The 25,013-nt window shown below is 52.3% G+C and carries 24 protein-coding genes; 19 read left to right on the forward strand and 5 right to left on the reverse strand.

Going from position 1 to position 25,013, the window contains the following annotated elements; all coding sequences use genetic code 11:
• Window positions 1-104: 104 nt before the first annotated feature.
• The 12 genes from ndk (at window position 105) to IAE27_RS19580 (ending at window position 12,637) form a co-directional block, all read left to right on the forward strand.
• Window positions 105-536, forward strand: coding sequence for a nucleoside-diphosphate kinase (gene ndk / locus IAE27_RS19525; protein WP_004114414.1), 432 nt, complete (start codon window positions 105-107; stop codon window positions 534-536).
• 353 nt (window positions 537-889) lie between these two features.
• Window positions 890-2,056: a bifunctional tRNA (adenosine(37)-C2)-methyltransferase TrmG/ribosomal RNA large subunit methyltransferase RlmN gene (locus tag IAE27_RS19530; protein WP_004104488.1), complete on the forward strand. Its 1,167-nt coding sequence runs from the start codon at window positions 890-892 to the stop codon at window positions 2,054-2,056.
• A 274-nt stretch (window positions 2,057-2,330) separates the two neighbouring features.
• On the forward strand, window positions 2,331-3,320 hold the full coding sequence (gene rodZ, locus IAE27_RS19535) for a cytoskeleton protein RodZ (RefSeq protein WP_004114411.1): 990 nt from the start codon (window positions 2,331-2,333) through the stop codon (window positions 3,318-3,320).
• Between the two features lie 26 nt (window positions 3,321-3,346).
• Complete coding sequence (gene ispG / locus IAE27_RS19540) at window positions 3,347-4,468, forward strand: flavodoxin-dependent (E)-4-hydroxy-3-methylbut-2-enyl-diphosphate synthase (protein ID WP_004104485.1); 1,122 nt, start codon at window positions 3,347-3,349, stop codon at window positions 4,466-4,468.
• A gap of 91 nt (window positions 4,469-4,559) precedes the next feature.
• Window positions 4,560-5,834, forward strand: a complete 1,275-nt coding sequence (gene hisS, locus IAE27_RS19545; protein ID WP_004104483.1) for a histidine--tRNA ligase — start codon at window positions 4,560-4,562, stop codon at window positions 5,832-5,834.
• A 34-nt stretch (window positions 5,835-5,868) separates the two neighbouring features.
• On the forward strand, window positions 5,869-6,489 hold the full coding sequence (locus IAE27_RS19550) for a YfgM family protein (protein ID WP_004104480.1): 621 nt from the start codon (window positions 5,869-5,871) through the stop codon (window positions 6,487-6,489).
• 10 nt (window positions 6,490-6,499) lie between these two features.
• The gene (gene bamB / locus IAE27_RS19555; RefSeq protein ID WP_004104478.1) at window positions 6,500-7,678 is read left to right on the forward strand and encodes an outer membrane protein assembly factor BamB; all 1,179 of its coding nucleotides are present in this window, start codon (window positions 6,500-6,502) and stop codon (window positions 7,676-7,678) included.
• Between the two features lie 113 nt (window positions 7,679-7,791).
• Entirely contained in the window at window positions 7,792-9,270 is a 1,479-nt protein-coding gene (gene der, locus IAE27_RS19560; protein ID WP_004104476.1) for a ribosome biogenesis GTPase Der, read from the forward strand.
• A gap of 228 nt (window positions 9,271-9,498) precedes the next feature.
• Window positions 9,499-10,755, forward strand: a complete 1,257-nt coding sequence (locus IAE27_RS19565; RefSeq protein WP_200092796.1) for a tyrosine-type recombinase/integrase — start codon at window positions 9,499-9,501, stop codon at window positions 10,753-10,755.
• Window positions 10,752-11,693, forward strand: coding sequence for a hypothetical protein (locus tag IAE27_RS19570; protein ID WP_200092797.1), 942 nt, complete (start codon window positions 10,752-10,754; stop codon window positions 11,691-11,693). The genes IAE27_RS19565 and IAE27_RS19570 overlap by 4 nt, the downstream gene beginning before the upstream one ends.
• Window positions 11,694-11,798: 105 nt before the next feature.
• Window positions 11,799-12,014 carry a helix-turn-helix transcriptional regulator gene (locus IAE27_RS19575; protein ID WP_086074081.1) on the forward strand — a complete coding sequence of 72 codons (216 nt, stop codon included), beginning with the start codon at window positions 11,799-11,801 and terminating at the stop codon, window positions 12,012-12,014.
• Between the two features lie 44 nt (window positions 12,015-12,058).
• Window positions 12,059-12,637, forward strand: a complete 579-nt coding sequence (locus IAE27_RS19580; protein ID WP_086074080.1) for a Rha family transcriptional regulator — start codon at window positions 12,059-12,061, stop codon at window positions 12,635-12,637.
• A 63-nt stretch (window positions 12,638-12,700) separates the two neighbouring features.
• On the opposite strand, the gene IAE27_RS19585 is transcribed toward IAE27_RS19580, so the two are convergent.
• Window positions 12,701-13,015 (reverse strand): YlcI/YnfO family protein, encoded by a 315-nt coding sequence (locus IAE27_RS19585; protein ID WP_200092798.1) that lies wholly within the window; start codon window positions 13,013-13,015, stop codon window positions 12,701-12,703.
• Between the two features lie 208 nt (window positions 13,016-13,223).
• Between IAE27_RS19585 and IAE27_RS19590 the strand changes: the two genes are divergently transcribed.
• From IAE27_RS19590 to IAE27_RS19620, 7 genes are read left to right on the forward strand one after another with little or no spacing between them, the layout of a single operon-like run.
• Entirely contained in the window at window positions 13,224-13,442 is a 219-nt protein-coding gene (locus tag IAE27_RS19590) for a host cell division inhibitor Icd-like protein (RefSeq protein ID WP_162825175.1), read from the forward strand.
• Window positions 13,435-13,668, forward strand: a complete 234-nt coding sequence (locus tag IAE27_RS19595; protein WP_064168529.1) for a hypothetical protein — start codon at window positions 13,435-13,437, stop codon at window positions 13,666-13,668. The genes IAE27_RS19590 and IAE27_RS19595 overlap by 8 nt, the downstream gene beginning before the upstream one ends.
• Complete coding sequence (locus IAE27_RS19600; protein ID WP_064371237.1) at window positions 13,661-13,873, forward strand: hypothetical protein; 213 nt, start codon at window positions 13,661-13,663, stop codon at window positions 13,871-13,873. The genes IAE27_RS19595 and IAE27_RS19600 overlap by 8 nt, the downstream gene beginning before the upstream one ends.
• Window positions 13,860-14,048: a hypothetical protein gene (locus tag IAE27_RS19605; RefSeq protein ID WP_049190144.1), complete on the forward strand. Its 189-nt coding sequence runs from the start codon at window positions 13,860-13,862 to the stop codon at window positions 14,046-14,048. Before IAE27_RS19600 ends, IAE27_RS19605 begins: the two co-directional genes overlap by 14 nt.
• Window positions 14,049-14,052: 4 nt before the next feature.
• Window positions 14,053-14,397, forward strand: a complete 345-nt coding sequence (locus tag IAE27_RS19610; protein ID WP_064168531.1) for a DUF4222 domain-containing protein — start codon at window positions 14,053-14,055, stop codon at window positions 14,395-14,397.
• Window positions 14,394-15,035, forward strand: a complete 642-nt coding sequence (locus IAE27_RS19615; RefSeq protein ID WP_117040494.1) for a hypothetical protein — start codon at window positions 14,394-14,396, stop codon at window positions 15,033-15,035. The genes IAE27_RS19610 and IAE27_RS19615 overlap by 4 nt, the downstream gene beginning before the upstream one ends.
• 10 nt (window positions 15,036-15,045) lie before the next feature.
• The gene (locus IAE27_RS19620; RefSeq protein ID WP_200092800.1) at window positions 15,046-17,184 is read left to right on the forward strand and encodes a DUF927 domain-containing protein; all 2,139 of its coding nucleotides are present in this window, start codon (window positions 15,046-15,048) and stop codon (window positions 17,182-17,184) included.
• 753 nt (window positions 17,185-17,937) lie between these two features.
• Here the strand turns inward: IAE27_RS19620 and IAE27_RS19625 are convergent.
• The 4 genes from IAE27_RS19625 to IAE27_RS19640 are packed head-to-tail and all read right to left on the reverse strand — an operon-like array spanning window position 17,938 to window position 24,946.
• Entirely contained in the window at window positions 17,938-18,102 is a 165-nt protein-coding gene (locus tag IAE27_RS19625) for a hypothetical protein (RefSeq protein ID WP_168377439.1), read from the reverse strand.
• A gap of 8 nt (window positions 18,103-18,110) precedes the next feature.
• Entirely contained in the window at window positions 18,111-20,585 is a 2,475-nt protein-coding gene (locus IAE27_RS19630) for a hypothetical protein (protein WP_200092801.1), read from the reverse strand.
• A gap of 3 nt (window positions 20,586-20,588) precedes the next feature.
• Window positions 20,589-22,397 (reverse strand): hypothetical protein, encoded by a 1,809-nt coding sequence (locus tag IAE27_RS19635; RefSeq protein WP_200092802.1) that lies wholly within the window; start codon window positions 22,395-22,397, stop codon window positions 20,589-20,591.
• A complete protein-coding gene (locus IAE27_RS19640; RefSeq protein ID WP_227685283.1) occupies window positions 22,394-24,946 on the reverse strand; it encodes a transglycosylase SLT domain-containing protein in 2,553 nt (850 codons plus the stop codon). Before IAE27_RS19640 ends, IAE27_RS19635 begins: the two co-directional genes overlap by 4 nt.
• Between the last annotated feature and the right edge of the window lie 67 nt (window positions 24,947-25,013).

The following is a 25,013-nucleotide window of genomic DNA, read 5'->3' on the forward strand; positions in this document are numbered from 1 at the left end:
AAACACATAGGCAATCGCCTTAGATGATGATTATAATTCGCGCCGTATTTATCGGTCTCATCTGCTCATCTGCAAAACAGAACAACATATATAAAGAGGTTATCATGGCTATTGAACGTACTTTTTCCATCATCAAACCAAACGCGGTGGCAAAAAACGTTATTGGCGGCATCTTTTCTCGCTTTGAAGCTGCAGGGTTCAAAATCGTTGGCACTAAAATGCTGCATCTGACCGTTGAGCAGGCTCGCGGCTTCTATGCTGAGCACGAAGGTCGCCCGTTCTTTGACGGTCTGGTTGAGTTCATGACTTCCGGTCCGATCGTTGTTTCCGTGCTGGAAGGCGAAAATGCGGTTCAGCGTCATCGTGACCTGCTGGGCGCAACCAACCCGGCGAACGCGCTGGCGGGTACGCTGCGCGCAGACTACGCTGACAGCTTCACCGAGAACGGCACCCACGGTTCCGATTCCGTTGAATCCGCTGCGCGCGAAATCGCGTTTTTCTTTGCTGAAGGCGAGGTTTGCCCGCGCACCCGCTAATCTCTCGCGTCTTTCACGCCACCGCTTTGTTGGCTTCATTCGCGCACCCCGGTCACATCGTTATCTATGCTCCCGGGGATTTGCGAACTCGCCGCCTCGCCGTGACGTAAAATACTTTGGAGATACCATCCTCGTCGCCTTTTCGACCGTCGCGGTGTTGGCTGCGCGCGTTCACCCCGGTCACGAGGAGCTGCCTGGCAGTTACAGATTTTTTCATCATTGCTGCGTGCAGACGTAGTATTGATGGGGCAGAATTTGTAGAATACAGCGCCCCGGCTGAGCAGTCGCTCCCGGGGCGTTTCTTTTTAACCCTCCAGGGGCCATAACGTGTAATAACGAGGCCGGAATCAATTATGTCTGAACAAATAGTCACACCTGATAGCGCCGCACTGACGGTGCCGAACAAAGATGCCAAAATCAACCTGCTGGATCTGAATCGTCAGCAGATGCGCGAGTTTTTCAAAAACATGGGCGAAAAGCCTTTCCGCGCCGATCAGGTGATGAAATGGATGTATCACTACTGCTGCGATAACTTTGACGAGATGACCGACATCAACAAAGTTCTGCGCGGCAAATTAAAGGAAGTCGCGGAAATCCGTGCCCCGGAAGTCGTGGAAGAACAGCGCTCCAGCGACGGCACCATCAAATGGGCGATTGCCGTTGGCGATCAGCGCGTCGAAACCGTGTATATCCCGGAAGACGATCGCGCCACCCTGTGCGTTTCTTCTCAGGTGGGCTGTGCGCTGGAGTGTAAATTCTGCTCCACGGCGCAGCAGGGCTTTAACCGCAACCTGCGGGTTTCGGAAATTATCGGCCAGGTCTGGCGCGCGGCGAAAATCGTCGGTGCGGTGAAGACCACCGGCGTGCGTCCGATTACCAACGTGGTAATGATGGGCATGGGCGAGCCGCTGCTGAACCTGACCAACGTGGTTCCGGCTATGGAAATCATGCTCGACGACTTCGGTTTTGGGCTCTCAAAACGTCGCGTCACGCTCTCCACTTCCGGCGTGGTGCCTGCGCTTGATAAGCTTGGCGATATGATTGACGTCGCGCTGGCTATCTCTCTGCACGCGCCGAACGATACCATTCGTGACGAAATCGTGCCGATCAACAAGAAATATAATATCGAGACCTTCCTGAACTCGGTACGTGGTTATATTTCGAAGTCCAATGCCAACCAGGGCCGCGTGACGATCGAATACGTCATGCTGGATCACGTCAACGACGGTACCGAGCATGCCCACGAGCTGGCGGCGCTGTTAAAAGATACGCCGTGCAAGATTAACCTCATCCCGTGGAACCCCTTCCCGGGAGCGCCGTATGGCCGCAGCTCTAACAGTCGCATCGACCGTTTCTCCAAGGTATTGATGGAGTATGGTTTCACCACTATCGTGCGTAAAACTCGCGGTGACGATATCGACGCAGCCTGCGGCCAGCTGGCCGGCGACGTTATCGACCGAACTAAACGTACGCTGCGTAAACGTATGCAGGGCGAAGCGATCGACGTGAAGGCAGTCTGATAAATGATGCAGCGCACAGCCTGGGCGGTGCGCTGCATATTTATGTTGTATAGCCGGGCGAAATACGCTGTTCTGGTTAATAATTACGGTGCGTTTTTGTCGACTTTGAGGCAGTATGTAGCGGTACAACAACCGCTTAGCATTCAATATTGATAAGTCTCTGTGATAGTACGTCATACGGACTTATACTGTTTGTCTGACGTTGAGCAGATGTCTCGCGGCGCGGGGTCACCGGCGCTGAATTTTAAATTTCACGTACCAGTAGTTGTAGCGAATGAATACTGAAGCCACTCAAGACCATCAAGAAGCAAACACTACGGGCGCGCGTTTGCGTAACGCCCGCGAACAACTCGGGCTCAGCCAGCAAGCGGTGGCTGAGCGCTTATGCCTGAAGGTTTCCACGGTTCGTGATATTGAAGACGATAAGGCACCCGCCGATCTGGCTTCAACCTTCCTGCGCGGCTATATCCGCTCTTATGCCCGCCTCGTGCACATCCCTGAAGAAGAACTGCTGCCGATGATGGCGAAGCAGGCTCCCATTCGTGCGGCAAAAGTGGCGCCAATGCAGAGCTTCTCGCTAGGTAAACGTCGCAAAAAACGCGACGGCTGGCTAATGAGTTTTACCTGGCTGGTGTTGTTCGTGGTGATTGGCCTCAGCGGCGCGTGGTGGTGGCAGGACCACAAAGCGCAGCAGGACGAGATCTCCACCATGGCCGATCAGTCCTCCGCCGAGCTGAACGCTGGCGATAACAACAGCCAAAGCATTCCTCTGGACAATGGTTCGGCGAATTCTTCCGCCGATACCGCTGCTAACAGCGCGCCGGCAGAGACCTCTTCTGCGCCAGCAACCTCGGCTCCGGCTGCGACTGCGGCCCCGGTCGATAACAACGCCGTTGTTGCGCCTTCTCAGGCGAACGTTGACACGGCGGCTACCCCAGCGCCCGCCAGTCCAACTTCGCCGCTACCGACCGACCAGGCAAACGTGACCGCTGCGCCGGCCTCGGCTCAGGATCTGGTGCTGAATTTCACCGCCGACTGCTGGCTGGAAGTGAGCGATGCGACGGGTAAAAAGCTGTTCAGCGGGTTGCAGCGTAAAGGCGGTAATCTCAATCTGAGCGGCCAGGCACCTTATAAACTGAAAATCGGTGCACCGGCGGCGGTACAGATACAGTATCTGGGTAAACCAGTCGATTTGAGTCGTTTTATCAGAACTAACCAGGTTGCACGTCTGACCCTTAATGCCGAACAATCACCGGCGCAGTAACAGACGGGTAACGCGGGAGATTTTTCATGCATAACCAGGCTCCGATTCAACGTAGAAAATCAAAGCGAATTTACGTTGGGAATGTGCCGATTGGCGATGGCGCCCCCATCGCCGTACAGTCGATGACAAACACGCGCACCACCGATGTGGCGGCGACGGTAAATCAAATTAAAGCCCTTGAGCGCGTTGGCGCGGATATCGTTCGTGTTTCGGTGCCAACGATGGACGCGGCAGAAGCCTTTAAGCTTATCAAACAGCAGGTGAGCGTACCGCTGGTTGCCGATATCCACTTCGATTACCGCATTGCGCTGAAGGTCGCGGAATACGGCGTTGATTGTCTGCGTATTAACCCGGGCAATATCGGTAACGAAGAGCGTATCCGCATGGTGGTGGACTGCGCTCGCGATAAAAATATTCCCATCCGTATCGGGGTAAACGCCGGTTCTCTGGAAAAAGATCTCCAGGAGAAATACGGTGAACCGACTCCGCAGGCGCTGCTGGAATCGGCAATGCGCCATGTCGATCATCTCGATCGTCTCAATTTCGATCAGTTTAAAGTCAGCGTAAAAGCTTCCGATGTGTTCCTCGCGGTCGAATCCTATCGTCTGCTGGCGAAACAGATCGACCAGCCTCTGCATCTAGGGATTACCGAAGCGGGCGGTGCGCGCAGCGGCGCGGTGAAGTCCGCGATCGGCCTCGGACTGCTGCTGTCTGAAGGGATCGGCGATACCTTGCGCGTTTCTCTGGCGGCGGATCCGGTTGAAGAGATCAAAGTTGGCTTCGATATTCTCAAGTCACTGCGCATTCGCTCTCGCGGGATCAACTTCATTGCCTGCCCGACATGTTCACGTCAGGAGTTTGACGTTATCGGTACCGTTAACGCCCTGGAGCAGCGCCTGGAAGACATCATTACGCCGATGGACATTTCGATCATTGGCTGCGTGGTGAATGGCCCAGGCGAGGCGCTGGTGTCGACGCTCGGCGTGACCGGCGGCAACAAGAAAAGCGGCCTGTACGAAGACGGCGTCCGTAAAGACCGACTGGATAACGACGATATGATCGATCAGCTGGAAGCGCGTATTCGCGCTAAAGCATCGATGCTGGATGAGGCGCGTCGCATCGATATTCAGCAGGTTGAAGCGAAATAACGTGTTGGGAAGCGATACGCTTCCCGTGTATGATTGAACCTGCGGGCGCGAGGCGCCGGGGTTCATTTTTGTATATATAAAGAGAATAAACGTGGCAAAGAACATTCAAGCCATTCGCGGCATGAACGATTATCTGCCGGGCGAAACCGCTCTCTGGCAGCGCATTGAAGGCTCACTGAAGCAGGTGCTTGGTAGCTACGGTTACAGCGAAATCCGTATGCCGATTGTAGAGCAGACCCCGTTATTCAAACGCGCTATCGGCGAAGTGACCGACGTGGTTGAAAAAGAGATGTATACCTTTGAGGACCGTAACGGCGATAGCCTGACCCTGCGTCCGGAAGGTACGGCGGGTTGCGTACGCGCCGGCATCGAACATGGTCTCCTGTACAATCAAGAACAGCGCCTGTGGTATATCGGGCCAATGTTCCGCCACGAGCGTCCGCAAAAAGGCCGCTATCGTCAGTTCCACCAGATTGGTGCGGAAGCGTTCGGTCTGCAGGGGCCGGATATCGATGCCGAGCTGATCATGCTGACCGCCCGCTGGTGGCGTGAACTGGGGATCTCCAGCCACGTTGCCCTTGAGCTGAACTCTATCGGTTCACTGGAAGCTCGCGCCAGCTATCGCGACGCGCTGGTGGCTTATCTTGAGCAGTATAAGGATAAGCTCGATGAAGACTGCAAACGCCGCATGTACACCAACCCGCTGCGCGTGCTGGATTCTAAAAACCCGGAAGTTCAGGCGCTGCTGAACGATGCGCCGACGCTGGGTGATTATCTTGACGAAGAGTCCAAAGCGCACTTCGCCGGGCTTTGCGCGCTGCTGGACGATGCCGGTATTCGCTATACCGTGAATCAGCGTCTGGTGCGCGGTCTCGACTATTACAACCGCACCGTGTTTGAGTGGGTTACCACCAGCCTCGGCTCACAGGGAACCGTCTGTGCCGGTGGGCGTTATGACGGTCTGGTTGAGCAGCTTGGCGGTCGCGCAACGCCTGGCGTCGGCTTTGCGATGGGGCTGGAACGTCTTGTTTTACTGGTTCAGGCAGTGAATCCGGAATTTAAAGCCGATCCTGTTGTCGATATATACCTGGTAGCCTCCGGAACTGACACCCAGTCCGCAGCAATGCGTCTGGCTGAACAGGTACGCGATGCGTTACCCGGCGTTAAGCTGATGACCAACCACGGTGGCGGCAACTTTAAGAAGCAGTTTGCTCGCGCTGATAAATGGGGCGCTCGCGTTGCGCTGGTGCTGGGCGAAGCAGAAATCGCTGACGGAAACGTGGTAGTGAAAGATTTACGCTCAGGTGAGCAAACTACCGTAACGCAGGATAGCGTTGCCGCGCATTTGCGCACACTTCTGGGTTAATTTCCCGGGAAACATTAGTCAGGAGAAGGACTGCGTGGAACTTTACAATAACGAAAACGATCAGGTCGACGCGCTGAAGCGCTTCTTTGCTGAAAATGGCAAAGCGCTGGCCGTTGGGGTGATTTTGGGCGTTGGCGCGCTGGTTGGCTGGCGCTACTGGACCTCCCATCAGTTGGATACCGCCAGAGGCTCGTCTCTGGCTTATGAAAATGCGATTTCCGCGCTTAAAGCGGATAAACCAGAGGCGCTGAACGCGGCGCAGAAATTTGCCGCCGACAGCAAAAACACCTATGGTGCGTTTGCTTCTCTTGAACTGGCGCAGCAGTTTGTTGAGAAAAACGATCTGCAGAACGCTGAAAAGCAGCTTCAGCAGGGGCTTGCCGCTGCTTCTGATGATAACCTGAAATCGGTTATCAATATGCGTCTTGCTCGCGTACAGCTACAGCTTAAGCAGCCTGATGCCGCGCTGAAAACCCTGGATGCCGTGAAAGGCGAAGGCTGGACCGCGATTGTTGCCGACCTGCGCGGCGAGATCCTGCTGAGCAAAGGCGATAAGCAAGGGGCGAAAGCGGCCTGGGAAGCGGGCGCGAAAAGCGATGCTTCGCCGGCGCTCAGCGAAATGATGCGTATGAAAATAAATAATTTGTCCATCTGAGAGGGACTCGATGCAATTGCGTAAATTACTTTTGCCAGGGCTGCTTTCCGTTACCTTATTGAGCGGTTGTTCGCTGTTTAACAGCGAAGAAGATGTGGTGAAAATGTCGCCACTGCCGACGGTGGAAAACCAGTTTACGCCGTCCACGTCCTGGAGCACCTCCGTTGGCGGCGGTATTGGCGAATTCTACTCTAACCTGCACCCGGCTTTTGCTGATGGCGTTGTGTATGCCGCCGATCGTAAAGGCACCGTTAAAGCCCTGAATTCAGGCGACGGCAAAGAGGTGTGGTCGGTTAACCTGGCCGAGAAAGACGGCTGGTTCTCCCGCGCGCCTGCGCTGCTCTCCGGCGGCGTGACCGTCTCGGGTGGCCATGTGTATATCGGTAGCGAAAAAGCGAAAGTTTACGCGCTGAATACCAGCGACGGCACCGTCGCATGGGAAGCGAGCGTAGCGGGTGAAGCGATTTCCCGTCCGGTCGTCAGTGACGGTATGGTGTTGATTCACACCACTAACGGTCAGCTGCAGGCGCTGAACGAAGCTGACGGCGCGGTGAAATGGACCGTTAACCTGGATATGCCAGCGCTCTCTCTGCGCGGCGAATCCGCTCCGGCTACGGCATACGGCGCAGCGATTGTGGGCGGCGATAACGGTCGCGTCAGCGCGGTGCTGATGCAGCAGGGGCAGATGATTTGGCAGCAACGTATCTCTACCGCCACCGGTCCGACGGAAATCGACCGTCTTAACGACGTCGATACGACGCCGGTTATCGTGAACGGGGTGATTTATGCGCTGGCCTATAACGGCAACCTGACGGCTTTGGATCTGCGCAGCGGCCAGATTATGTGGAAACGCGAGCTGGGTTCAGTGAATGATTTCATCGTCGACGGCAACCGTATTTACCTGGTTGATCAAAACGACCGTCTGCTGGCGCTCACCACCGACGGCGGCGTGACGCTGTGGACGCAAAGCGATCTACTGCACCGTCTGCTGACGGCGCCTGTGCTGTATAATGGCAACCTGGTTGTTGGCGATAGCGAAGGCTATATGCACTGGGTCAACCCGGAAGATGGTCACTTTGTGGCTCAGCAGAAGGTAGACAGCTCAGGCTTCCTGACCGATCCAGTTGTTGCTGACGGCAAACTGCTGATTCAGGCGAAAGACGGTACGCTGTACGCGATTACGCGTTAACAACAGCGGTAGTCTATTTTGAGAAACGGCCCCTGGCAGACAGGGGCCGTTTTGGCTTTTTTAAAAACGCCGTGAAAATGGCGTTGTATCGATTTTAGTATGAGGCATTTAACATGATACCTGTGGTCGCGCTTGTCGGGCGCCCTAACGTTGGAAAATCCACGCTTTTTAACCGCTTAACGCGCACTCGCGATGCGTTGGTCGCGGATTTCCCGGGGCTGACTCGTGACCGTAAGTACGGTCGTGCTGAAGTGGAAGGCCGCGAATTTATCTGTATCGATACCGGCGGGATCGACGGTACCGAAGATGGCGTAGAAACGCGGATGGCGGAACAGTCGCTGCTGGCGATTGAAGAAGCGGACGTGGTGCTGTTTATGGTCGATGCGCGGGCGGGCCTGATGCCGGCGGACTCGGCAATCGCTAAACACCTGCGCTCCCGCGAAAAGCCGACCTTCCTGGTGGCAAACAAAACTGATGGCATCGATGCCGATCAGGCGATCGCCGATTTTTGGTCGCTGGGGTTAGGCGAGATTTATCCTATCGCCGCTTCACACGGTCGCGGCGTCACCAGTCTGCTGGAGCACGTCCTGCTGCCGTGGGTTGATGAGGTGAACCCGCCGGAAGAAGTGGACGAAGACGCGGCATACTGGGCACAGTTTGAAGCCGAGCAGAACGGCGAAGCAGTTGAAGAGCCGGAAGAAGATTTTAACCCACAGGATCTGCCGATTAAGCTGGCGATAGTGGGTCGCCCGAACGTGGGTAAGTCAACGCTCACCAACCGTATTTTGGGCGAAGACCGCGTAGTGGTCTACGACATGCCCGGAACGACCCGCGACAGCATCTACATCCCGATGCAGCGCGACGAGCGTGAATACGTGCTGATTGACACCGCCGGCGTGCGCAAACGCGGTAAGATCACCGATGTCGTCGAGAAATTCTCGGTGATTAAAACCCTGCAGGCGATCGAAGACGCCAACGTGGTGCTGCTGGTGATTGATGCGCGGGAGGGGATTTCCGATCAGGATCTCTCTCTGCTGGGCTTTATCCTCAACAGCGGTCGCTCGCTGGTGATTGTCGTTAACAAATGGGACGGCCTGAGCCAGGAAGTTAAAGAGCAGGTGAAAGAGACTCTGGACTACCGTCTGGGCTTTATCGACTTTGCTCGCGTGCACTTTATCTCCGCGCTGCACGGTAGCGGCGTAGGCAACCTGTTTGAATCCGTGCGCGAAGCGTACGACAGCGCAACCCGTCGCGTGGGTACCGCTATGCTGACCCGCATCATGACCATGGCTGCCGAAGACCATCAGCCGCCGCTGGTGCGCGGTCGTCGCGTGAAGCTGAAATATGCCCACGCCGGGGGTTATAACCCGCCGATCGTGGTTATTCACGGTAATCAGGTTAAAGATCTGCCGGATTCGTATAAGCGCTACCTGATGAACTACTTCCGTAAATCACTGGAAGTGATGGGCACGCCAATTCGCATTCAGTTCAAGGAAGGGGAAAACCCGTTTGCCAACAAACGTAATACTCTGACGCCTAATCAGATGCGTAAGCGTAAGCGCTTGATTAAACACATCAAGAAAAGCAAATAAGCTATCAGGAAGATTTACCCACCAGCATGAATCCCCCAACGCCCGCATATGCCGGGCTTTTTTGTTGGTAGGGGCTATCATAACGACGCAACAAAGCGCATGATTAGTGTGTACACAGAGGTGTACCCATAACGAAATACTGTGGTTTTGGGTATGCCTCTAATCAATTTGGGTACATCTCATCGTGTACCCAACTGGATAACAGTAAGGTTTTTCAGGTATTCGCACATGCCAAAACTAACAGACATGCAGATCCGTGCATGGATTAAGAACGGGGAACGATTCGAGGGGCGAGCAGACGGCGACGGCCTATATCTGAGGTACCGTAAAGAGGATAAAACTCCTTTTTGGCGCTATCGGTATAAGCTGGCGGGGAAGTCCCGCACGATGATGATCGGCTCTTATTCTGATTTCTCACTTGCTAAAGCCAGAGAGGTAGCTAAAGAGCTATCCGCACGGGTAGCTCTTGGGTATGACGTAGCCGCAGAAAAGCAGGAGCGCAAAGCCGAGGCAATAGCGAAGATAGAAGCAGAGAAGAACGCCATTCACGTTTCAGAGCTTGCCGCGGAGTATTATGCCCGCCAGATAGAAACCACCTACAAACACCCTGAGCTTTTCCGCAGTAGTCTGCAAAAGAATATCGTCGCGCTCATTGGCCGAATGAAGGTTGAGGACGTTCGACCACGCCATGTTGATACCGTCCTGCAGGATGTTTTAGAGCGTGGCTCTCCTACGGTGGCTAATGATGTTCTTAGAATGCTCAAGCGGCTCTTTGATTATGCCGTGGTGCGCGGAATGATTGAGGTTAATCCAGCGATATCCTTTGGTTCAAAAGATGCCGGAGGGAAGGAGCTGGGGCGTAAAAGAGCGTTAAGCCGTGATGAACTAATTATGTTCTTCAAAGCGCTACGTCGTGGCAGAGGTATCAGCCGAGAGAATGAGCTCACATTTAAAATCATTCTGGCGCTGGGTGTTCGAAAGATGGAACTATGCGCCGCCGAATGGTCTGAGTTCGACCTTGATAACGAAGTGTGGCATTTACCCGGTTCGCGGGCGAAGAACGGCGATGATATTGATATCCCACTTCCGCAGCCGGTGATCGAATGGATTAAAGAGATACGACTTTTTGCCGGCGATAGTCGCTGGTTAATTCCGGCCAGACGAGCCAGAACAACGGCGCACGTTAGCCGGGCCACGTTGAATATGGTTATGCCGTCCGTACTGAAAGAAATGGTAGACGTTGAGCCGTTCAGTATCCATGACCTGAGGCGAACCATGCGCACCCAGATGGCCGCGATAGGCATTGACCCCGTGATAGCCGAGCGTTGCCTTAATCACAAAATACCGGGCATAGAGGGTATTTATAACCGGCACCAGTATTTTGATGAGCGGAAAGCAGCGTTGGCACAATGGGCTGATTTGCTCGTGTCTCTGGAGCACGGAAAAGAATACAATGTTCTTTATATAAGGGGAGGTAAGTCGTGAATAAAACTATTTGGCAGCAAGAGAAATTGCCACCACTAGAGTTTTGTAATATTAAACGAGCCTCTGAAATATTGAAGTGCACCGTTGATGATTTAATGCATTTGGGTGCTATTGGTGCGATTGAGCTTTGTATAATGTTTGATAACATTCCTTCATCTTTGCTTGTAAGGGGATTCTCGACAGAATGGGAGGGAGACAAAAAAAAGATTCTCAGTGCATTTAACTCCATAGAGGGTAAAACAAAAGACTATCTTTTTTTTGATAAAACGGACTTTTTTTCTAAATTCAAAATAGAAAAAGAAAACATTACTACATTCAGTTTCAATGCAGGCCGCAGTGAGATGGCCGTCTTATTGTTAGGGATGGCCCATGGTTTGTGGGCGTTGACTTATCAAGATGTAAATATATTGAAAGTAAAGCAAAAGCACGTTATTAAGACTCTATATCCTGAAAGACATTTGTCTTTTCAAGATAATAATGAATTATATTGCGTGTTATATGGAAAAGATCTTTTTCATTCCGAATGGAATAATAGGGTGGCTTACGGATTTGAAAGTGTAAATGTTAATGTAAATGACTTGCTTATATCTCGCAGGACAATTGATAAAATTTACGAAACTATGATTAAAGGTTCGCAATTACCTAGTTTTGTTAATGGTGGGTTGAGCGGGTCATATTTAAACAACGCTCATGCAAGAGGTGAAATTAAACTAACGGGATTATTTGAAGATGTTTTTCAAGAGAATATAAACTTAGAAGATAGTTTACTGGTTACTGGCTTGATGCTAAACGCTATGAAAAAAGCTGATACACCTTCCAAAAGATGGACTCAGGATGCTCTAAAGAATGAGATTCTTGATAAAGATAAAAGAATGAGTGCGAGATTATTGGATTCGTATTTTTCACTTGCAAATAAATCATTTAAATCAGATAGTTAGTCTTGCGGCGAAAACTAATTTTTCGCCGCGATGACTTTGCATCGTTTTCCATCAATCATTATCCCGTTACGAATCACTAAGCACCATAAAGAGGTAACGGGGCATATGAAAAACCAATCTTCCACACAAACCGCAATTCCTACAACTGGCTATATCCGCCGATATCGTTTGGCTGAAATGTTGGGGATGAGCTTATCCACTCTGGATCGTAAAGTCCGTAACGGGACTTTGCCAAAGCCTACAAAACTAGGCGAAAAAATCACGGCATTTGATGCTGTGGAGATCAATCAATGGTTGGCCGAACGCCGTCATTCTGCGTAATTAAACAAAACCCACACTCAGTAAATTAAAAACCGGACATCATTATGAATATTAATAAACGCTTTGACGGGCGGGGCTTCGTGCAACCTGAAACCAGTATAATTCCTACTATGAGCAGCCTTCAGATGGTTGAATATATTAATGCTGATCGTCAATCAAAAGCTGAAGTTGCAGGCCTACCGTTTCCATGCAAGAAGTATCGTAAACTTCGCCACGATAACTTCATGAATAAAGTTCCTAAGGTTCTGGGAGAGCTTCAATCTCCTAAATTTTTAGGAGATTACCTTGATGATAAGGGCCGAACTCAACCCTGCTACAACTTTCCTAAACGTGAAGCATGTTTGATGGCCATGAGCTACAGCTATGAACTGCAGGCCGAGGTCTATGACTACATGGAGGAGTTGGATCACCAGAGAGGGGGTTATTTGGGCCACTCGATTGGTGAGTTACAGGGCATTGTCGCAGCTGCACGTCAGCAATCCGATGAGGATTCCAGCGATGCCGGCCGTCGCCTCAGGAAGAGGAAGGACGACTTGGTTTTGCTCAAAAAAGCGGAATGTCTGGTTAATAGCCTCAGTCAGTTATCCCTGCCGTTTATCGAGGGGCAGGACAGTGCTAAGTGATACAAAAAGCGGGGTTATAAACCCCGCCTCCCGTCAGAATAACAGCAGCCTTTGCCGGGCAGGTTACTTTGCCTCTTTGGGCTTCTTGCGCTGCCGCTGCTGTAATTCGTTACGCGCAACGCTGATGATATGCTGGATTTCCTCACCGGCTCTCATGCCGATTTCTTCAACACGCGCCAGCGCATCAAGGGAAGATAGCAGTAAAGCTTCCTCGTTGCCTTCAGTCTGCCTGCGGGCGATTTCGCTACGTGCTGACGTTACTAAAAAGCCGGCAGTTGATTCGCCGCTTAATTTTACCGCCTCTATCTCATCCAAAACATCATGTGGTATGCGAATCGATATTTGCCGGGACTTATCATTGCTGGTGTTTGTTGCCATGTGGGTGCCTGTTAAATGGGATTGTGATTCAGTATACACAAAAATAAATCACATTAAACACTTGTTGTGTGATTCAGTTTGGTATAATTTAAATCACACCTTATCCACAGGTAGCAAACAGATAAGGCACAAAACGGCGAAGCCCGGCAGTGGTGGAACACTAACCGGGCCTCTGACCACCAGCGTTATCACAAGTAACGAGGTAGCTATGTCAAATCGTACCACACCCCTTACGGGGCGGGCATCTATCAGCCCGACTTTATTCACCTGGCGCTTTCTGGCACTCAATCGCCACGACAAAAAGGCCAAACCTTGCCGCCTGTCCGTTGATGCTGCAACTGAGCGCGAAGCCCGGAGTATCCTTGCTCCGCACTTCATTCTTTCGTTGGCCGCTCGTCTGCCAGTTCAGGAGGTGCAAAATGCATAAATCCCCGTGCGCAAAAGCAATGCTTCATCTGATGCATGCCATGGCGGATATCAATGCCATCGCAAGAACCGCGCATAAGTTACTTTATGATGCAGAGTATTCCGGCAGTGTAATTCCTCATTCACTGGCCGCGATAAACATGATTGCCGAAACAGCTGCTGAAGAAGCTATCGCAATACTGGAAGCCAATATCAAAAATGCCACGGGGGATAATGAGCATGAATAACATGCAGGAACTCAAATCAACCCAGAGCATCCGCCAGTACGCCGCACTGACAGCCTCACTGCTTGAATGTGCAGTGTTGCTTACATCCTCAAGCGACCAGAAAACAGAGCGTTTCGTACCGGATCTTTTGCGTGTGGCTTTTGAGCGGGCTGATTCTCTTGCCGACGCGCTGGAGGAAATGGAGGTAACTTATGTCAAAAAATGAGCCAGCCCGTTATCAGAGTTTTACCGGGCGCATTCTGCTGACTTTAGAAAATGGCCGGGTAGTAAGTGAGCGAACCATTTCCGCCAGTGAGCATCTGGCCAACCTGAACGCCTTTATTGAGCTTGCCCGACTGGCAGGGTTCACCATTATTCCGCCTGATTCCGTAAGGGGTTAAATCTATGAAAAGAAATAAAACCGGATGCAATTCCGGCGGCTCTGCTCATCCTGAAATCCGTATCGGCGACCGCTGGAAAGACAGCCATGGGTCAATTATTACCATCGCAGAACATCAGTTAAATCGGGTGATCTTTTACCGTGAAGGTTATCACTCCCCGTGTATGTGTACTCAGGACAGGCTGCATCGTGAGTTTACTCTGGTGGAAAAATCCCGACTCACTGACAAAACCGATATGGCGCGGGTAATGGAGGCTCAGGGCGTCGAAAAAATCAGCATCATCAACGAGATCATTAGTCGCGCTGATACGTTGCACATTGATTCACAGAAGGAAGGGACTGCGCTATGAACGATGTATTAGCTATTTACGGAATATCTTCGCTGGAAAACATAATTTATGCAGAAGCTACGCCAGAAGGTATCAACATGCCGGTGCTTAACAGTGAGGATACGAATCAATCCTTCCTGATGGTGGACTATCCCACGGCTATTCGTTTGCTTGATGAGGGGCGTTATGACGACGAATTCCCGACAGGGCTGCAATTTGTCGCCGGGGTGCTGGACGGTGATCTTAAGCGCTACTACATCCTATCGAATGCTCAGAAAGCGATTGTCTATCGCTGGCTGGTGGTGTTCCTGTTCATCATGGAGCAGCAGGAGAAAAACAGACTGGCGGGTATTACCGGCGATGACGGAAGCGCGGGTCGGGCGGTGGTTTATTCCGGTGCGCATGGTGATCTCTACGTTTCCCCATTAACAGAACGTATTTTTCTGGCCAATAACGTCGAAGCTGTAGCAATTCAAAATTATGGGGTTGAAACGGGTCTTGGTATAGCTGTTCGCATGTATGAAGGGATGATGGAAATATCACCCGAAGGCTGCATGTACCTGTCATCGGAGGGGCGTGAAGAACTGGCAAGACTTTACGACAGCTTTATCAAAACGCTGAAGACTGACGGCCTGCCGGCCACACCAGTGATGCATTAAGGGGGCGGCAGTGAAAAATGCACCAAACGTTAAAAGCCTGCCAAAGGATAAATTTGTTGAGGCTGTTATTTTTGCCGGGGCCGATGCTTACTCCCACGCGAAAGGCTGGGAAGAAGGCATGGGTAAGCAGATTGCCAGTGACTCAACGCCGCCAGTCTGGCTGGGGCCAAAGCAACTGGCTGAACTGGCGAACCTGCGCATTATTGACAAAGGACGACGCTGTGCACGCGTCTATCTGGCCGGGGATATTGAACCGCTCGTGATTAATGCCATCGGCGAAAAACTGGCACTGGCTGGCGTACAGGATGCGAAATTATACAAAGGTATTCCTGATCAGCAGCCGGAGGACTGGCGGGAGTATTTAGCGCGAGTGCGTGAGCAGGCAGAACATAGCGAAAGTCTGGTTACGGAGGTTAACCGGATGAACCGAAAACGCGCACCGGCGGATGAGCTTGTCCCGTGTGTTGAGTCCCGCGCGGGCGGTCTGTATTGGGTCACACCGAAAATCGACAGGCAGTCTGGAGAGGTGATCCGTCCGGGCCAGTGGTTGTGCGGAGAAGTCGAAGTGCTGGGAACTGGTGAAGGTGACGGTATTGATTTTGTGATACTGCGCTGGAAACCCACCGGAAACCGGCCGGAACGCACGGAAGCGATCCCGGCTGGTGATATCGGCAACCGCGAAGGTTGGGCACGTCTGAGCAACCGGGGATTGCGTGTTACCGCCAAGCCGCAACTGCGGGCCATTCTCGCAGACCATCTGACGGACAGTGATACCGGTGAACTGTGGAACGTTGCCACGCTGTCAGGATGGCAGCACGGCGTATACATCATGCCTGACGGTGAAATCATTGGAGGCAGTGATAAACGCGTGGTTTTTCATGGTCGAAGTGCGACGGCATCCGGTTACACCGTATCGGGTACCGCGCAAAGCTGGCGCGAATCCGTGGCCGCGCTGGTGGAAGGCAATGATTCCATGATGCTAGGCGTTGCTGCTGCTCTGGCTGCACCACTGGTGGGGCTTGTGGGCGCGGATGGTTTCGGGGTGCATTTCTTTCAGCAATCCAGCGCAGGTAAAACAACAACAGCGAATATTGCCAGTAGTCTTTATGGCAACCCCGATATGTTGCGGCTCACCTGGTACGGTACGGCGTTGGGTATTGCTAACGAAGCACAGGCTCACCATGACGGGTTACTGGCGCTGGATGAGGTTGGTCAGGGAGCAGACCCTAAATCAGTTGCCACATCCGCTTATACGCTCTTTAACGGGTCTGGAAAACTGCAGGGAGCTAGAGAAGGCGGAAACCGGGAGTTAAAGCGCTGGCGAACTGTTGCAGTGAGTACCGGTGAAATGGATATCGAAACCTTCCTGCTCAGTAATGGCATGAAGCCCAAAGCAGGGCAACTGGTACGCTTGCTAAATGTGCCGCTGGAGAAATCCACCGCATTTCATGGTTTGCCTTCTGGTAAGGCTCACGCTGATGCATTACGCGATGCCTGGACAGTTAACCATGGTGCCGCCGGCCGTGAATGGGTGCGATGGCTTGCTGACCACCAGCAGGAGGCTCAGGAGGCCGCAGTCACAGCACGTGAACGCTGGCGCGGGTTAATCCCGGAAAGCTATGGTGAACAGGTTCACCGGGTTGCGGAACGCTTTGCTGTGATGGAAGCTGCGCTATTACTGTCTGGCCATATTACTGGCTGGGATCTGCAGCGTTGCCGGGATGCGATTCAGCATAACTTCAATGCATGGGTGAAAGAGTTCGGTACCGGAAACAAAGAACACCAGCAGATTATTGAGCAGGCGGAAGAGTTTCTCAACGCTTATGGCATGAGCCGGTTTGCCCCACTGAATTATGATCCGCGAGATTTACCGATCACAGAGCTGATGGGGTATCGGGACAGCGGAGAACGTTTTGACGATCCTATGCTGTTTTATGTACTGCCCGCGCCGTTTAAAAAACATGTCGCTGGTGGCCACAACAAAGACGCCACTGCGAAAATACTCCATGAAGCCGGAATGCTCAAAAAACCCACCAGTGGTAAAAACTGGCAGATAAGAACGCCACGGCTTAAACATCTCAACAACGCCAGACCGTGGACGTACGTTTTACTTTTTGCCCCAGAATCAGAGGAAACAGAAACGGAGTAATACACATGTGCTCGTAAAAATAATTGTCCCACTTATCCCATAGGATGCAATTACTGATTAACATATTGTTTTTATAATGAATTACATTATTGAATTGGGATAAAATTGGGACAAGTATCAGCATTTCTGGGATAAGTCGTGTTGGTTCTGGGACAACTTCCCTCTCAGTTGGCTGGGACAAGTATAAAATCAGGCGACTTATCCCAAAACGCGGGTGACTTATCCCAGATAAAGATTTAATGTTCATATAAATCACATGGTTATGAATTTTGGGACAAGTGGGACAAGTGGGATAAGTGATTTTGTGTACGTATAGGGGGTTAATGGTTTTAGCCATGACCGGGAATGCCAAATAACACCCAAACAGCCCCCAAACCAACAACGATGAAGCTGATTGCCATTGGCCAAAATCGGTTTTATAACGATTATGAAACCGTCTGAAGCATCATCGACACAAGTATCAAAATGTCTATATCTTATTTATAGGCAGATAAGGTGTGTTCTGCCTATGGATAGGCAGGCTTGATGTGTTCTGCCTATAAAGCTCAATGTGTTTTTCATTCACCATTCAGTTTCACTTTTTCCGCGAACATTGCCGCTTGCCCTGATGTAGTCAGCTGCTTTTTCCTCAAAAATACAGGTCTCAGCGAAAAAAAAACGGTACAGATTTTCACTGCACCGATTCTTATTGATAGGCGTACTGATATAAAAACTGCCGCATAGTTTATGCACTGCTATTTGACCGCAAGTCGCTTAATTTCCAACTAAGCGCCCAAGCAAAACGAGACCAAAAACGACAAAGCCAAACCACGCCGCAGCACGAGCCTGAGGCTCCAGGCTGAATCCTTTTTTATCGAAGGCATAGGAGTAACACAGGAAAGCTCCTGAAATTATTACGATAAATATAATCTGACTCATGTTCTCCCCTAATTAGGCAACGGATCCTGTGGTCGCCACCAGTATGTTTGGTTAAACTCTTTGCGGGAACGCTGTTCCATCTTACGAAGATAACCCGGGGAAAAATATTCCTGCAACTGGTTAAAAATCATATGATCAAGAGCCGCTTTTGCATACCACAAGTTAGCGCCGGGTATCAGCCCTTTACCAAGTTTCACCAAATCACCCCCCGTTTGTTCTGGTTTGCCCTCTACGGCGTTGAGCGGTATTCCCTGCCCCAGTTTAACCACATCATCAACCAGACCAGCGACCGGGCCAAGCATTGACGCCAGAGCGCCGCCACCATAGCGAGTATGATCGGATAATAGAAAATCACCATACAGCCCAAGCCCGCCACCTTTAAGCAATGCACCAAGCCAGAATTTCCCCGCCCCCTCTCCAACCATATCCCGCGGGTTACGCCCAGATGCCATATCGTTCAACTGCTGTGACAACGCTCCGAGGATAGTTGTGCTGGCAATAAAAGTTGCAATGTATGCGGCCCGACCACCAGCGGAAGGCATACCCATTGCACGTGACCAGTGGCGCATCACCACCGAGATCGGGAAAGACTTAAACAGGAACACGCTGCGGGTTAGCTCACCTTTCCATGTACCTCGCTGAATACCTGAACCGGTAACCATCTGCTCACGCGCACCGGGAGTAATCACGGCCATATCAACTTCTTCCGACACTGCACCGAGCAGACGGCGCATAGCCTCAAATCTGACACGCTCAGGGGGGCCAATATGCTGTAATGCTGCATCAGGAATGCGCATGATACTTTCCGGCGTCAGCATAGTGGTGTTACCGTTCCCCCAGTCTTCCTGATCGGCCAGCTTCCAGATAGCAAAGTCTTGCTCTGTCACCCCCTTGCTTTTCAGAATACGAAAATCATTGTCATCGAGACTGCGAAGATCTGGCGTTCGCCTCACCACATCCCCGATACTGCCCATCATCGTGACGCCATACGCACGCTTGTGCGCATCAGACCATGCAGTCAGGCCACTGGCGCGCATTACCGCCGTTGCCGACCAGCGCGAAACAGACGGCCCCATGTTATCCATCGCCCATCGGTTTACACTGCCAAGCAATGATTCCATCGCCAGTCCGGCCCGGCGAGCACGTGCCAGCTCTGTACGATTCGTCGGGTCCATCGCCTCCAGCTGGTTACGGAATAGCTGGTTCATTGGCAGATTAGTGACCTTTGCTGACAGGTACATAGTGCCGAGATCAGAGAAGGATGCGAGCAGGGCGGAGCCAAGACGGCTGGCCACCAGCCAGTTACGGATATTGTCAGACCATCTGGCGATATGCGGATTCGCTATCGGTTGTGTTTTCCCGGAAATGAAGTTGTAAAGATTTTCAGTGCTGTTAGCCAGGCGCTTTACACGCCCGGCGCGCTGAGGATTAGCAGTTGCCGTTTCTGATGTGACTTCGTCGAGAATAGAACGGAATACGTGATCCGGGTTCGGCCCGTAAGTTTCTACCAGCGCAATATCTTTGCTGATGCTTTCCAGATGATGCACCATTATTTCCCACAGCGAGCGGTCGCCATACTGGCGCTGGTACTCAAGGTACGCCTCACCATCTTTGAAATGGATCTGCCGGGAAGCATTTCCCCGGTTGGCTCTCGCCCCGGAAATACGCAAACCTGTATCGCTGAGCTTATTTAAACCACCTGTAGCGATAGTCTCGTATGCCTCACCCAGAAACGCCGTCAGCTCCGCATCGGACATCAGTTGCCCGTCGCTTTTGGTGTAATACTTTCGGTCAAGTTTCCCAATGATATCGCTGACCCACTTATCCTTAGAAACCTTGCCAACTTTTTCCATTGAATGATGCTGAGGCATGCCCCAGTCATCCAGATGCCCGATGTCGCCACCCGCATCGTTAAACCGACGACGGAGCAATTCAGTAACATCCTTCCAGGCTTTTGCCCCTGCCCGGGCTTTAGCATTCCCCGTACTTTTCCCCCGAATTTCATAAACCAGATCACGAACGCCTTTTTCATCTTCGAACAGGCCGAAAAATCGAGGGTCAACAGCTTCAAAGGCTTCCTGCAGCTGGCTGAGTGCATAATCTCGCGTAGCCTTCCCTCGGGATTCAACAGACAGGAAATTTGCTTTGCCATCAGCGTGAAAAGCTATCGTGCGATTCAGTGCCTCCAGCTTTCCGTCTTTCCCTTTGTAATTATTAATAAATGAATCAAGGCGCTGGCGGGCAGTGATAGTTAACGCAACACGACGTTTCTTTAACGCCGACTCTTGCTTTAACTCGTCGGCGGCGAGTTGCCCGGCCCGGCGCAGACGTTCGGCCTCGGACAGCATCCGCCACGACGCAGGGTCGTTACGCGCCAGTGATCGCATGTTTCTGTAGATACGGTCTTCAATATTCTGAATTTCACGAGCGCTCAGAGTACGCTGAGCTGCCTGTTGTACTGCCTGAATGCATTCCTGACGCATAAATTATCCCCTTAAGAAACATGCGACTGCGACATCAAAAAGGCTGGAATCCTGTATAGCCTGTTCATTTTCACGATTCGCCTCGTCAAGCAATTCACGAGCAGGGCGAGACTGAGGATTACCTTCATCGTCCAGCGTGGTGATCATCATGTCGGGGGCGGTGGTCAGTGATTCCTCTGCGGCTTTCACATCAATGTCGCCCGTTTCGCTTTCGCTCTGTGTGCGCTGTTGGTCGCTATTACGGACATGAGTAGCGGTATCGGGTGGCGCAGCTTCATCAGCGCTACGCACTTCGGCCGTTTTGTAATATGAGAGCGCCTGCGCATTCAGATCGCTTTCTGCCTGCCGTCTGCGGGAAAGTTCAGCGCGCGCCTCATAGAATTGTCCGCCGGGCTCATGGGGCGCCAGCGTATTACGCGAAAACTCAAGACGCCTCTGCGCCTCTCTAATTCTCTGGTCGAGGTCTCGCAGGCGACCCTGCTTGTCGGCTCTCGCACGTGCCAGCGCTTTGCCATTCCCCGCAGGTTCCTCGGATAGGATCTGATTGCGCTGCTCAGTCAGGTTATCGATGAGGCGCTGGCTGTTAGCCACTTCAGACTGGTAAACCTGACGTTCGCCGCGAGATAGCAACTGCGCGGCCTGTTCTTCAAGCCGGCGCGTATCTGCCGCACGCGCGGCGGTTCCTTCCTCCGCATTGAAAAGCACTTCATCCAGAGACTGCGCAATCAGGCTGCGGCGCCCGGGTACTTCGCTGAATGCTGCCGGGTCGACAATGCTGGCCACATCGACGGGATTTCCTTCGCTGACATTGCGCATTGCCTGCTGTAATGCCTGAGCATGCGCATCCCGTGACAGAACATTGACCGGTATTCCGGGAGCAATATCAATTTCTGCATGGTGGGCTGCATTAGCCGCCAGCGCCGCATCGACATCAGACGGGGAAAACTCCGGCGCACGGACATTCTCGCCACGGGAGTTAACAAAGCGGCCAAGACCGCCGAACGCAACGCCGAGCACTGCATCAATCGCCATCGCCTGGCGATCAAAAACATCGTACTGACCGGCCATATCATCGTAACCGGAGTTGCGCAGGGTTTCTGCCGTCATTCCGCGTAGCGCCATACCAAATGCAAGGTTAGAACCCGCAGCATACGCTACGTCAGGTGCAGCACGCGCTACGGCAGCACCGGCATTGAGTAACGCATTCTCGCTCGTTCTGGATATCTGCGCGCCAACACCTTCCGCCAGCGCGCCACCAGCACGCAGACCGATACTCATGGGGATCAGCGTACCGGCGCCGGTCGTTATACCGTGAATCAACGCGACATCCTGAGCCGTTGATAAATCCACGCCTTCCGACCTCAGACGCTCAAACTCAGAAAAGCCCTGAAGCGAGGTAACAGCCGCCGCACCGCCCAGCGGGCCCCCGATGGCGGTACCGGCGACAGCCTGACCACCCATATCAAATAGACCAAACAGAATCTGACCCGCGGTTCCGGTTGTACCGGCATCGGGAGTCAGACGCTTAACCTGCTGTGTTGCCAGCCTTCTCTGCTCGGCAATGTATTCTTCAGAAGAATCCCGTACGGGTGTATTTTCATTAATAAACCGGGACAGAGGGGAAACAACTTTATCCATCCCCGCCCAAAGTAACTGATCCGGTTTGGCCACAAGGCCCGAATACAAACCTGATACACCGGCACCCACAGCATTATCGAAAAAACCGACATCCCTTTTTAAACCAATGGGGCTGGATGCCGCTGTTTCTGACAGTTGGTTTTGATTCGACTGATTTAATCCGAAATAACTCATTGCGGTATGCCCTCGATAAAGCGCTGACGCTGCTGAGTCAGATCCAGTATTACCGGAGAGCCATCAGATTTAAGCAGATATCCTGCACCGAGCTTAACCAGATACTGGCTGTCACCGTAACTTTGCAGGCCATACTGCCCTGGCGGTGCTTTGATTCCCGCACCAGTGACCTGTGTTTGCCACGCCTGATCGACCTGTTTATCAAACTGCTCTGGCGACATACCCCACGGCAGCAGAACATACCCCATGCCGTTATAGTCATGAACACCGCCAGTTGACACATTAACGGCCTGCTTCCAGACATCATCATCCAGAACACCGGAGTAATCCCCCTTCTGGGCCATTATTCCCGCGTAGTAATCCTTTGCCACCTCATATGCCATTGCGGCTCCCTGAGCATCACCGGCGAATGCATTCTGCACAGCACTGGAGAACTCAAGGCGCATGTCGTTTTCTTTAGGCATCGTCATCCCTTTTGCATCTTTAGTCCCTTTTCGTGCAGCAGAACCCGCGAGAATAGTTTTTGACGCTTGCGAAGGTGAAATCGTGATATCAGGATTGATCCAGTTTTCCTGAGCAATTAACGACGAAGGCTTATCCATCAGGATGCCAGCGACCGCCGCAGAGGGAGCATTTATCGCTATTTGCTTGAGCGTGGCCATGTAAGGCGCGCCACCGCCGGTACCTTTATGAATGGTGTCCAATAGTCTTGACTGGTTTTCCGGTGTTGACTGCAACAGAGCCTGAGATAAAGCCTCCGCCTGCGCTTTGGGTAAAACTGCATCGCTTTTAATGCCAAAGCGTTGTTTTTGGATTATGACATTTTTCACATAATCACCCAGTAGCTCAGGGTTAGCTGAATAGGCTGAGAATGCTTTTTGGGTCGTTTCGTCATTTTGCACAAGCCAGCCGCCGGGATCCGCTTCGCGGGCTTTCAGTACCTGAGTCAGCTTAGCCTGTGCAGTGGCGTACAGCTCCTGCTGGTATTTAAAATCAGGGGCGGATTCTTGTGGCTGCAATGCCTGCACTGCGGCCAGCCCCTGCTGGGGCGTTCCCTGTACGATGGACTGATAGACTGGCTTAAGGCTCATTGCCTGCTGATAATGGCGGTAGGTTTGCTCCAGCTGCATGCGCTCTGCCGGTGTCGCCTGTACGGGCAGGGTGGAGGCCCACGCTTCCGGCGTTATCGGGGAAACGTTTTTGCCCGCTTCCAGAAGCGCAAGATCATCCTGCATTTTGCTTTGCAGGGCGACGCGGCCGGCGGATGCCCGCATGTCGTACAGCGCTGACATCTTATCAATGGCGCTGCTCTGATCCTGCGGTGACATTTTATTCCAGAACGGCATCCGGGATATGGAACCAATTGTCGCGCCCGGTGGAATGCTGGCGGCTGCACCCAAAACTTTCTGTACATGTTCGCGGGTTTCTTTCAGCGGAATAGCGGATGTAAACCCGGCATCGGATATCTCGCCTTTTCGCGGATCGCCAATTTTCGTCAGGCTTTCGTTCTTACCTGTCTTATTGGTGCCGTTAATCCAGTCATCAACCATTCCCGGCCCGGCATTATAGGCCGCAACCGTAAGTACTGGGTTGTTGCTGTATTTGCTTCCCAGATGCTCGAAATACGCGTAACCGATCTGCAGGTTATACTGTGGGTCGTTAAGCCAGCGCTCGCGGCTCCATTCCACCCCGGCATATTTTGCGGCTTCCGGGCCAGTTTTCTCCATCACCTGCGCGATGCCGACAGCACCGGCACCGGAAACCAGAGGCGAGCCATCGGCGCGGAACTGCTGTCCCCGGCTTTCAACGTACATATTGGCCGATGCCAGCTGGCTAAGGTCTGGTGTACCTGTAGTCGGGAGAGCGCCACCCGGCCCCATCATGGATTGTTTCTGCTGGCTGACGAACAGATCAAATGCACCAGAAGCGGCTTTCTGCTGCCACAGCGTTTTCTCGAACGCTATTTTTTCTTCGGGCCATCCCTGCGCTTTACCGTACTCATCAATACCCTGATTGCGGGAACCGGCCTCAAGCTGGGTACTGATCTTGTCACCGTAAAACAGACTTTCTCTCTGAACGCTGGCGTTATTCGATGCGTTGTACGTTTCCTGCAACGCGCGCTCTCGCTCTCCCTGCTCGTATACAAAGCTGGTTCGCTCCATCTGTACTCGTTGGGCCGTCAGGAGGATTTTACCGCGCTGGCGGGCTGCTGGTGGAAGTAACGAGAGTTGCTTATCTCTCCAGGCGTCCCATTCTTTCAGCGTGTCGTTGGTCGCACCAACGGCGTTAATCCCTTTACGGGTTGCTATCATGCCGGTTTCCGGGTCATACAGCAGTTTATTAACCTGAGCCCCACCAGCGGTACTTAGCGCCTGCAATGCGTTCTGGTTATCCTGCTCCTGCCGTTGCTGGATATCCTCAGCGACACCAAGTCCCACTCTCCCTAGCTGGGCTACAGCGTCCCCGACAGCACCGGTATTACCAACATCGACTCGGGTGGGCTGCGCCTGAGGTAGGACGTTTCCAAAGTTACCTGTAGGGATTCTCATTTCTGACCATCCTTCTGATTATTTTCACGACCATTAACATTCATGCCTTCGGCGAACACCAAAGACG

This window comes from Klebsiella sp. S69 (assembly GCF_016516145.1).
GTDB lineage: Bacteria > Pseudomonadota > Gammaproteobacteria > Enterobacterales > Enterobacteriaceae > Klebsiella > Klebsiella oxytoca.

Excerpts from the sequence above, each read along its gene's own strand:
- der (WP_004104476.1), top strand. The coding sequence starts at position 7,792 with ATGATACCTGTGGTCGCGCTTGTCGGGCGCCCTAACGTTGGAAAATCC.
- IAE27_RS19610 (WP_064168531.1), top strand. The coding sequence starts at position 14,053 with ATGAAAAGAAATAAAACCGGATGCAATTCCGGCGGCTCTGCTCATCCT.
- IAE27_RS19625 (WP_168377439.1), bottom strand. The coding sequence starts at position 18,102 with ATGAGTCAGATTATATTTATCGTAATAATTTCAGGAGCTTTCCTGTGT.
- ndk (WP_004114414.1), top strand. The coding sequence starts at position 105 with ATGGCTATTGAACGTACTTTTTCCATCATCAAACCAAACGCGGTGGCA.
- IAE27_RS19580 (WP_086074080.1), top strand. The coding sequence starts at position 12,059 with ATGAATATTAATAAACGCTTTGACGGGCGGGGCTTCGTGCAACCTGAA.
- bamB (WP_004104478.1), top strand. The coding sequence starts at position 6,500 with ATGCAATTGCGTAAATTACTTTTGCCAGGGCTGCTTTCCGTTACCTTA.
- IAE27_RS19630 (WP_200092801.1), bottom strand. The coding sequence starts at position 20,585 with ATGCGTCAGGAATGCATTCAGGCAGTACAACAGGCAGCTCAGCGTACT.
- IAE27_RS19530 (WP_004104488.1), top strand. The coding sequence starts at position 890 with ATGTCTGAACAAATAGTCACACCTGATAGCGCCGCACTGACGGTGCCG.
- IAE27_RS19590 (WP_162825175.1), top strand. The coding sequence starts at position 13,224 with ATGTCAAATCGTACCACACCCCTTACGGGGCGGGCATCTATCAGCCCG.
- IAE27_RS19615 (WP_117040494.1), top strand. The coding sequence starts at position 14,394 with ATGAACGATGTATTAGCTATTTACGGAATATCTTCGCTGGAAAACATA.
- IAE27_RS19640 (WP_227685283.1), bottom strand. The coding sequence starts at position 24,946 with ATGAGAATCCCTACAGGTAACTTTGGAAACGTCCTACCTCAGGCGCAG.
- IAE27_RS19635 (WP_200092802.1), bottom strand. The coding sequence starts at position 22,397 with ATGAGTTATTTCGGATTAAATCAGTCGAATCAAAACCAACTGTCAGAA.
- IAE27_RS19565 (WP_200092796.1), top strand. The coding sequence starts at position 9,499 with ATGCCAAAACTAACAGACATGCAGATCCGTGCATGGATTAAGAACGGG.
- IAE27_RS19595 (WP_064168529.1), top strand. The coding sequence starts at position 13,435 with ATGCATAAATCCCCGTGCGCAAAAGCAATGCTTCATCTGATGCATGCC.
- ispG (WP_004104485.1), top strand. The coding sequence starts at position 3,347 with ATGCATAACCAGGCTCCGATTCAACGTAGAAAATCAAAGCGAATTTAC.
- IAE27_RS19605 (WP_049190144.1), top strand. The coding sequence starts at position 13,860 with ATGTCAAAAAATGAGCCAGCCCGTTATCAGAGTTTTACCGGGCGCATT.
- IAE27_RS19600 (WP_064371237.1), top strand. The coding sequence starts at position 13,661 with ATGAATAACATGCAGGAACTCAAATCAACCCAGAGCATCCGCCAGTAC.
- IAE27_RS19585 (WP_200092798.1), bottom strand. The coding sequence starts at position 13,015 with ATGGCAACAAACACCAGCAATGATAAGTCCCGGCAAATATCGATTCGC.
- rodZ (WP_004114411.1), top strand. The coding sequence starts at position 2,331 with ATGAATACTGAAGCCACTCAAGACCATCAAGAAGCAAACACTACGGGC.
- IAE27_RS19575 (WP_086074081.1), top strand. The coding sequence starts at position 11,799 with ATGAAAAACCAATCTTCCACACAAACCGCAATTCCTACAACTGGCTAT.